We start from the raw sequence: 7,973 nt of genomic DNA on the forward strand, positions 1-7,973 counted from the left end.
ATCTCCGCCCTCGGCGGCCGCGGCGGTGGCGGTGCGGCCGGGCCGGGCGGTGAGGACGCCGCGCTGTTCGAGGTCGGCGATGGCCGCGCGGAGGTACTCGCGGACCGCCTCGGCGTGGCGGCCGTCGCTGCGCAGGCGTTCGGCTGCGGCCGCGTGGTCGACACCAGGGTTGGTGGCGAGGGGATCGGTGTCCGCGGCGGCCCGTAGCCGTCGTCGACCCGGCCAGCGTCCGGCGCGGACCAGGGCGACCACGACGGCCGCGACGATGACCAGCCCGATGACCGCGATGATCAGGTTGGTGCCGCCCGAGCCGGTGAGCGAGGACAGGAACCGGTCGATCGCCCGGGTGATCCGGTCGAACAGGGACTCGCCCCCGCGCTGGTACTCGGGTCGGGACAACTCTCTCTCGGCCAGGCGGCGCGCCTCGTCACCGCCGATCGGTGTGGGGGCGAGCCTCACGCGCCCGCCCGTCCGAGGGTGAGCACGACGTCGAAGGCCTCGCGGCGGATCCGCTGGTCGAGGTAGAGCATCACGTCGACCCCGGCGCGCAACGGCAGGACGACCGCGCTGGTGAGCAGCGTGCCGAGCGCGAGGAAGCCCGCCCGGGCGGTGTCGGAGTCCGCGACCTGGTCCGCGAGCAGCGTGAACGGCACGCGGAACAGGTAGCCGAAGGCGAGCGCCGACAGCGCCGCGAGCAGGCGCAGACCGAGGACCCGCCAGAACCCGCGACCGACCAGCTGGGTCGTGCGCCGCAGCGCACCGGTGACCGAGGCCCGTTCGACCACGACGGCGGGGGCCGCGAGCGCGAGCAGCGCCCACAGCCACACGCCGGGGGCGACGAGGAACAGCAGCGCGACCGCCTGCGCGACCCCGACGACCACACCGACCACCGCCGCCACGAACAGCCGCCCCCGCACGATCGCCCAGACCGCTCCGAGCGTGGCCCGGCGCCCGGCGAGCGTGCACACGAGCACACCCGCGACGAACGCACCGACCACCGCCACGGCCACCGTGGTGACGACCGAGCCGAGCAGCTGACGGAACAGGCCCGTGAACACCGGAGTGAACACCGAACCGGTCGGCAGCCCCTCGTCGTCGACGGTGAGGGTGGCGCCGCTGTCGAGCCACAGCCGCAGCGCGGTGTCGGCGACGGTCACGACCACGGCGGCGAGCAGGGCCGGTACGAGCACCGCGGCGGGGGCGGCCCGCACCAACCGGAAGCCGCCGTCCAGCACGTCGGCCGCACTCATCGGCCGCAGCGGCACCACCGGCGCGGCCGGTGTCGTCGGCGCGGTCACCGGGTCATGGTCACACGGACCACCGCGGACCCGCAGCGGACGGCCCGAGCAGGGGCGTGACCCGGTCGACGCGTGGCGGTGGGCGACCACGGGCAGGATCCAACGGTGACGTCGGGGACCGGTGCGGGAGCCCAGCACCGGTGGGCGGCTCTGATCGCGGCGGTCACGAGCCTGTTCATGACCCTCGTCGACGTCTCGATCGTGGTGGTCGCGTTGCCGACCCTCGGCCAGCAGTTGCACGCCAGTTCGGCCCAGCTGCAGTGGGTGGTCTCGGGGTACGCCCTCGCGTTCGGGATCGTGCCGGTCATCGCCGGTCGGCTCGGCGACGACCACGGCCGGCGTCGGATGCTGCTGGTCGGGTCGTCCGCGTTCGTGCTCACCAGCCTGGTCGCGGGCTTCGCCCCCACCATCGAGGTCCTGGTCGCGGCCCGGGTGGTGCAGGGCCTCGCCGGCGGGCTGCTCAACCCGCAGGTCTCCGGGATCATCCAGCAGCTGTTCGCCCCGCAGGACCGCGGCCGGGCGTTCGGGTTCATCGGCACGATGGTCGGTGTCGCGTCGGCCGCGGGGCCGGTGCTCGGCGGTGTGATCATCGGCGTCGGCGGCGACGAGTGGGGCTGGCGGCTGTGCTTCCTCGTCAACGTGCCGATCGGACTGGCCTCGATCGTCGCGTGCTGGCGGTTGCTGCCGGCGCAGGTCCGTGACACCCGGCGCAGCCGTGGCCTCGACCTCACCGGAGCGGCGCTGCTCGCGCTCGGCCTCTTCAGCGCGCTGTTCCCGTTCGTGCAGTTCGACTCCGACCACGACCTGTCACTCGGCTGGATCCTCGTGGCCGCCGTGGTCTTCGGGGTGGCGTTCTGGCGGTGGGAGCGGGGGCCCGCCGCGCGCCGTGGGCACCCACTGATCGACCTGGCCCTGTTCCGCGTGCGGTCGTTCACCGCCGGGGTCGTGCTCGCTCTGTTCTTCTTCGTGGCGTTCGTCGGGATGTCGCTGGTGCTCGCACTGTTCGTCCAGGACGGCCTGGGGTTCAGCGCGCTGCAGTCGGGGCTGACGGCCACGGCCTACGCGGTCGGGGCGGGCGTGTCCGCGGCGGTCGCGGGTCGCTGGGTGCGTCGCTTCGGCCGCCGCCTGCTCGTCGGGGCGCTCGTGCTGTTCGTGCTCGGCGTCGCCGGCGCCGCGTTGGTGGCGGCGACCCTCGCCGGGGCGATCGGCAACGGGGCGTTCGTGGCGGTACTCGCGGTGCCGCTGTTCGTCGCGGGTCTCGGCGGTGGCGGCGTGCTGACCCCGAACCAGGCGTTGTCCTACGTCGACGTCGACGCCCGCAGCGGGTCGACCGCGGGCGGCATGCTGCAGACGGCCCAACGGATCGGCGCCGCGACCAGTTCCGTCGTCGTCGGCGCGGTCTTCTTCGCCGTGTCCGCCCACGCCCCCGCCGCCGGCGCGCGCCGCGCCGACGCGTTCGGCGACGCTTACGCGGTCGCGCTCGCGGTGTCCCTGGTGTTCGCGCTGTGCGCGCTCGTGGTCGCCGTCCGGGACGCCCGCCGCGAGGCAGTCCGCGACGCCGGCCGCGTCGCCTCCGCCACCTCGGTCGCCTCCGGCCCGGCCGCGCCGGAGGCCGGAGCCGGCTGAGAAGGACGCCGTCGTCCGCGGTTCCGGAGGGCCGTCGTGTCACGATGTCGGCATGAAACCGCGCGTCCTGGTGGTCGACGACGACTCGGCCCTCGCCGAGATGCTGGGGATCGTGCTGCGCACCGACGGTTTCGAGCCGTCCTTCGAGGCCGACGGCGCGGCGGCGGTCGCGAAGTTCCGTGAGGTCAAGCCCGACATCGTGCTGCTCGACCTGATGCTCCCGGGCATGTCCGGCATCGACGTGTGCCGGGCGATCCGCGCCGAGAGCGGCGTGCCGATCATCATGCTGACCGCGAAGTCCGACACCGTCGACGTCGTGCTCGGGCTGGAGTCCGGTGCCGACGACTACGTCGTCAAGCCGTTCAAGCCCAAGGAGCTCGTGGCGCGGATGCGCGCGCGGCTGCGTCAGCACGACGAGGTCGCGGGGGAGACCCTCACGATCGGGCCGCCGGAGTCGCAGGTCGTCATCGACGTCCCCGCCCACCAGGTCTCGCGCGCGAGCGACCACAACGGCCCGATCTCGCTGACCCCGCTCGAGTTCGACCTGCTCGTGGCGCTCGCCCGCAAGCCGCGTCAGGTCTTCACCCGTGAGGTCCTGCTGGAGCAGGTGTGGGGGTACCGGCACGCCGCCGACACCCGCCTGGTCAACGTCCACGTGCAGCGGTTGCGCTCCAAGGTCGAGCGCGACCCCGAACGCCCGGAGGTCGTCCTGACCGTCCGCGGGGTGGGGTACAAGGCCGGCCCGCCGTGACCACCTCCACGCCCGCGCCGCTGACCCGGCGGATCGGGCGGTGGACGCTGACCTCCGGCCTGCGGGCCCGGCGCTGGAGTGCCGACCTCGCCGGGCTGATCCGGCGGTGGACCGCCTCGACCTGGCGGCGGTCCGTGTCGCTGCGGGTCGCCGTCACGACCGCCGTGCTCACTGGCGTCGTCGTGCTGATCGTCGGCATCGTGCTGGTCGGGCAGATCACCGACGGTGTCGTCTCGGCCAAGCGGCGCGCCGCGATCCAGCAGGCCGACGCCGGGTTGTCGCTCGCCCGGAGTCAGCTGGAAGCGGTCAGCCAGGGCGACGTCGCGGGCATCCTCAACGCGTTCGACCAGATCTCCTCGGGCCTCGCGGCCACGACCGCCTCGACCGCCGGGTTGTTCCAGCTCTCGGTCCGCACCGACGACCCCACGGTGCAGGCCGTGCTGAACCGTGGGATCGAACTCCCGGCCTCGTTGCGGCGGGTGGTGCGCGACGGCGTGCAGGCGACGCAGTTCGCGACCGTGCAGACAGCCGGCGGCGGGACCGGTCCGGGGCTCATCGTCGGCGAACCGTTGTCGACCCGTGCCGGGTCGTTCGAGTTGTACTTCCTGTTCCCCCTCGATGCCGAACGCGCCACCGTCGACCTCGTCCAGCGCACCGTGCTCATCGCCGGGCTCTCGCTGGTGCTGCTGGTGGTCCTCAGCTCGCTGCTGGTGACCCGGCAGGTGGTCGGGCCGGTCCGGCTCGCCGCCCGGACCGCCGAACGCCTCTCGGCCGGGGACTTCGCCCAGCGCATCCCGGTGTCCGGCACCGACGACCTCGCCAAACTCGGACGTTCCTTCAACGAGATGGCCGCCAGCCTGCAGGACCAGATCCTGCGGCTGAAGGAGTTGTCGCGTGTCCAGCAGCGGTTCACCTCCGACGTCTCCCACGAGTTGCGCACCCCGCTCACGACCATCCGCATGGCCACCGAACTGCTGTACGAGGGCCGCGACCGCTTCGCGCCGGAGCTGGCGCGCAGCGTCGAGCTGCTCGTGGGGGAGCTCGACCGCTTCGAGGCGTTGCTGGCCGACCTGCTGGAGATCTCCCGCTACGACGCGGGGGTCGCCGCGCTGGAGACCGAGCAGGTCGACGTGCGCTCGGTCGTGTACTCGGCCGTCGACGCCAACCGCGTGCTCGCCGAACGTCACGGCAGCGAACTGGTCGTCAACGCCCCCGATCCGGTGGTCGCCGACATCGACGCCCGCCGGATCGAGCGGGTGCTGCGCAACCTGCTCGGCAACGCGCTCGACCACGGCAACGGCCGGCCCGTGGTCGTCACCGTCGGGGCCGACGACGACGTGGTGTCGATGACGGTCCGCGACTACGGCATCGGCCTGCGACCCGGCGAGTCGGCCCTGGTCTTCAACCGGTTCTGGCGCGGGGACCCGTCCCGCAGCCGCCTCACCGGCGGAACCGGTCTGGGCCTGTCGATCAGCCTGGAGGACGCCCGCCTGCACGGGGGGTGGTTGCAGGCGTGGGGCGAACGCGGCCACGGGGCGCAGTTCCGACTCACCCTGCCGCGGCGGCGCGACACCGACGTGCGGTCGTCACCGCTCGCGCTCGAACCGGAGGACGCGCACGACCCGTTGCCACCGGCGGGCGAGCCCTCCGTGCCCACCGAGAAGGTCTCCTCGTGAGCCGCCGGCTGGTGGTCGCCCTGGTGACACTGGCGGCGCTGACCGTTGCAGGCTGCACCGGTGTGCCGACGTCGTCCGGGCCGCAGGTGGTCAAGACCCTGGGCCTGGGGGAGGCACCGCCCACCACGGTCGAGGCGCCGCCCAACGGCGCGTCGCCGAACGCGATCGTGCGGGGGTTCCTGGACGCGACGGCCGCGAGCCCGGACCGGCTCGACGCCGCCCGTGCCTACCTCGACGACGACGCGGCCAAGACCTGGTCGTCCACCGGGGCGACGATCGTCGCCCAGACCCCGTTCAACGTCGGTGAACTCGGCCCCGACAACACCGTGGCCCTGACGTACCGGCCGGTGGCGACGTTGACCGCCGGCGGCGTCTACACCCCGAACCTCGGCGGGCAGGGCAACCGGACCGCCACCTACACCGTGACCAAGAACAGCGCCGGGCAGTGGCGGATCAGCTCGCCCGTCCCGCCCGGGTTGTTCCTGCGACAGGACGACTTCAGCGGACCGTTCACGGCCCGCCCGCTCTACTTCCTCGACCCCAGCGGCACCCACCTCGTGCCCGACGTGCGGTGGTCACCGCTCACCGACGTCAGCCTGGCTTCGTTCCTGCTGGCCCAACTGTTGGCCGGGCCGCGCGCCGAACTGCAGAACGCGGTGAGCCCGTTCGTCCCGGCGCCCGCGGGCAACCAGAGACCGAGCGTGACGGCCGGGTCCCCCCTCGTGGTGCAGGTACCCGGTGCCGCGGCGCTGGAAGGCAACGCGGTGCGCGGGCTCGCCGCGCAGTTGGCGTACACCCTGCTGCCGTTGGGCTTCCGCGGGTTGAAGCTGGTCGACGGCACGGACACCGTCGACGTCCCCGGTGTCGGGGACACCTTCGACCGCAACGACTTCCCGGAGTTCGGAGCTCCCACCGGCGATCCGACCCTGACCTACATCCGTGGCGGCGCCGTGGTCGACGCCGACGGTGACCCCCTGCCCGGGCGGCTGGGCAGCGGCACCTACGACCTCGACACCGCGGTGTTCGACGACACCGACGGCCGCTCCCGCGTCGCCGCGACCAGCCCGGTCGGGACGAACGGGCTCCGGCGTCTGTTGGTCGGCGACACCGGTGAGCTCACCGCGGTCGGGCTGCGGCCCGCAAGGCTCACGGCGCCCGCGTGGGCACCGGTCGGCACCGCGTCGGACACCGACGAGGTGTGGGTGGCCTCGGGTCCCACGATCTACCGGTTCCTGCCGGGGGTGGTCGGCGCGCGGCCGACCCCCGTGCCCCTGTCCGGGTCCAGCGCGGGCGTCCCCGGCGACGTCACCGCCATCGCGTTCTCGCCCGAGGGCACCCGGCTCGCCTTGGTCGTCAGCGGGTCCGACGGGTCGTCGGTGCTGTTCGTGGGGGCGGTGATCCGGACCGGGGCCGACGTCTCGCTCGGACCCCTGACCCAGATCACCCCGGGCGGCCTGGTGGTGTCGGACGTCGGCTGGCGGACCGAGACGACGCTCGCCGGCATCGGCGGGCCGCCGAGTGCCTCGGCGGGCCTGTACTTCGACGTCTTCGCCGACGGTGCCGTGCTCGCCACGGTGACGCCGGACGGCCTGCCCGACCGCCCGCGCTCCCTCGCGGTGTCGGCCCGCACCCAGAACCAGTGGGCGACCGTGGGTTCGGGCGGCAACGCGTCGGTGTGGACGCGGTCGTCCTACGGCGGGGCGCAGTGGACCTCGCCCGACCGCGGCGCCGCCCGCCCGGGCTCGGCGCCCTCGTTCTCGATCTGACGGGCTGGTCGAGCCTCGAGCTCAGCGTGACGTCGAGCCGCTCGTGGTGTGGACGACGACACCGTCGTCCACAGTCGGGGTTTCCACACCCCACGGACGCCTCCGACGGGGTTGGCTCGGCCGGGTGGGACGACGGTGGTGGAGCACAGCCGGGGCGGCCCGGGCCGGCGCGGCGCTCGGGACCGAACTCGGTGACCTGGTCTGGCCGCGGACCTGCGCCGGGTGTGCGGTCCCGCGGGAGCTGCTCTGCCCGTCGTGTCGGGGGCGCGCGACCCCGGCCACGCTCGACGACCTGACCGCCGCGCCGGCGGACGTGCCGGTGGTCGCCGCCGCGGCGTACGACGCCGGGGTGCGGCGGGCCCTCATCGCGTACAAGGAGCGGGGCCGGCGGGAGCTCGCCCGCCCGCTCGGGCGCCTGCTGCGCTCAGCGGTCGACCACCTGCTCGCCCCGCTCGCGGATCCCGACCGACCGTTCGTCCCACCTCCGTGGAACGCGGTGCTGCTCGTGCCGGTGCCCTCGACCGCTGCGGCCCGGGCCCGTCGTGGTGACGACCACGTCCGGCGCCTGGCGGCCACCGCGGCTCGTGGCCGGGGCGGTCGGGTGCGGGTGCTGCTGCGGGTGAGCGGTCGTGGGGCCCGCCGCGACGACCTCGAGGTCGGTCTCGCCGAGCGACTCGGCGGCGCGGGCCGCTACCGCGCCCTCCCGCCGCCCGCGGTACCGGGCGACCCGGTGCCGGTGGTGGTCGTCGACGACATCGTCACGAGCGGTGCGACCGCCCGCGACGCCGTCGACGTCCTGCGGGCGGCCGGGTGGCCGGTGCTGGGCGTGGCGGCGGTGGCCGCGACCCCGCGGGCG

The 7,973-nt window shown here is 74.2% G+C and carries 7 protein-coding genes; 5 read left to right on the forward strand and 2 right to left on the reverse strand.

The window, feature by feature from the left end; translation table 11 throughout:
• The coding region (locus ACXR2U_RS23580; protein ID WP_458827537.1) for a DUF4129 domain-containing protein at positions 1–459 on the reverse strand (459 nt) is incomplete at its 3' end.
• Positions 456–1,298, reverse strand: coding sequence for a hypothetical protein (locus ACXR2U_RS23585; RefSeq protein WP_458827539.1), 843 nt, complete (start codon positions 1,296–1,298; stop codon positions 456–458). The genes ACXR2U_RS23580 and ACXR2U_RS23585, both read right to left, overlap by 4 nt.
• A 105-nt stretch (positions 1,299–1,403) precedes the next feature.
• Here ACXR2U_RS23585 and ACXR2U_RS23590 point away from each other — a divergent pair, with 105 nt between their 5' ends.
• From ACXR2U_RS23590 to ACXR2U_RS23610, 5 genes are all read left to right on the forward strand, one after another.
• On the forward strand, positions 1,404–2,924 hold the full coding sequence (locus ACXR2U_RS23590; RefSeq protein ID WP_458827540.1) for an MFS transporter: 1,521 nt from the start codon (positions 1,404–1,406) through the stop codon (positions 2,922–2,924).
• A 52-nt stretch (positions 2,925–2,976) separates the two neighbouring features.
• Positions 2,977–3,675, forward strand: coding sequence for an MtrAB system response regulator MtrA (gene mtrA, locus ACXR2U_RS23595; protein ID WP_458827541.1), 699 nt, complete (start codon positions 2,977–2,979; stop codon positions 3,673–3,675).
• Positions 3,672–5,351, forward strand: a complete 1,680-nt coding sequence (mtrB, locus tag ACXR2U_RS23600; protein WP_458827542.1) for an MtrAB system histidine kinase MtrB — start codon at positions 3,672–3,674, stop codon at positions 5,349–5,351. The genes mtrA and mtrB overlap by 4 nt, the downstream gene beginning before the upstream one ends.
• A complete protein-coding gene (locus ACXR2U_RS23605; protein ID WP_458827543.1) occupies positions 5,348–7,117 on the forward strand; it encodes a GerMN domain-containing protein in 1,770 nt (589 codons plus the stop codon). The genes mtrB and ACXR2U_RS23605 overlap by 4 nt, the downstream gene beginning before the upstream one ends.
• A gap of 124 nt (positions 7,118–7,241) precedes the next feature.
• The coding region (locus ACXR2U_RS23610; RefSeq protein WP_458827544.1) for a ComF family protein at positions 7,242–7,973 on the forward strand (732 nt) is incomplete at its 3' end.

The sequence above is a fragment of the Jatrophihabitans sp. YIM 134969 genome, from assembly GCF_054456675.1.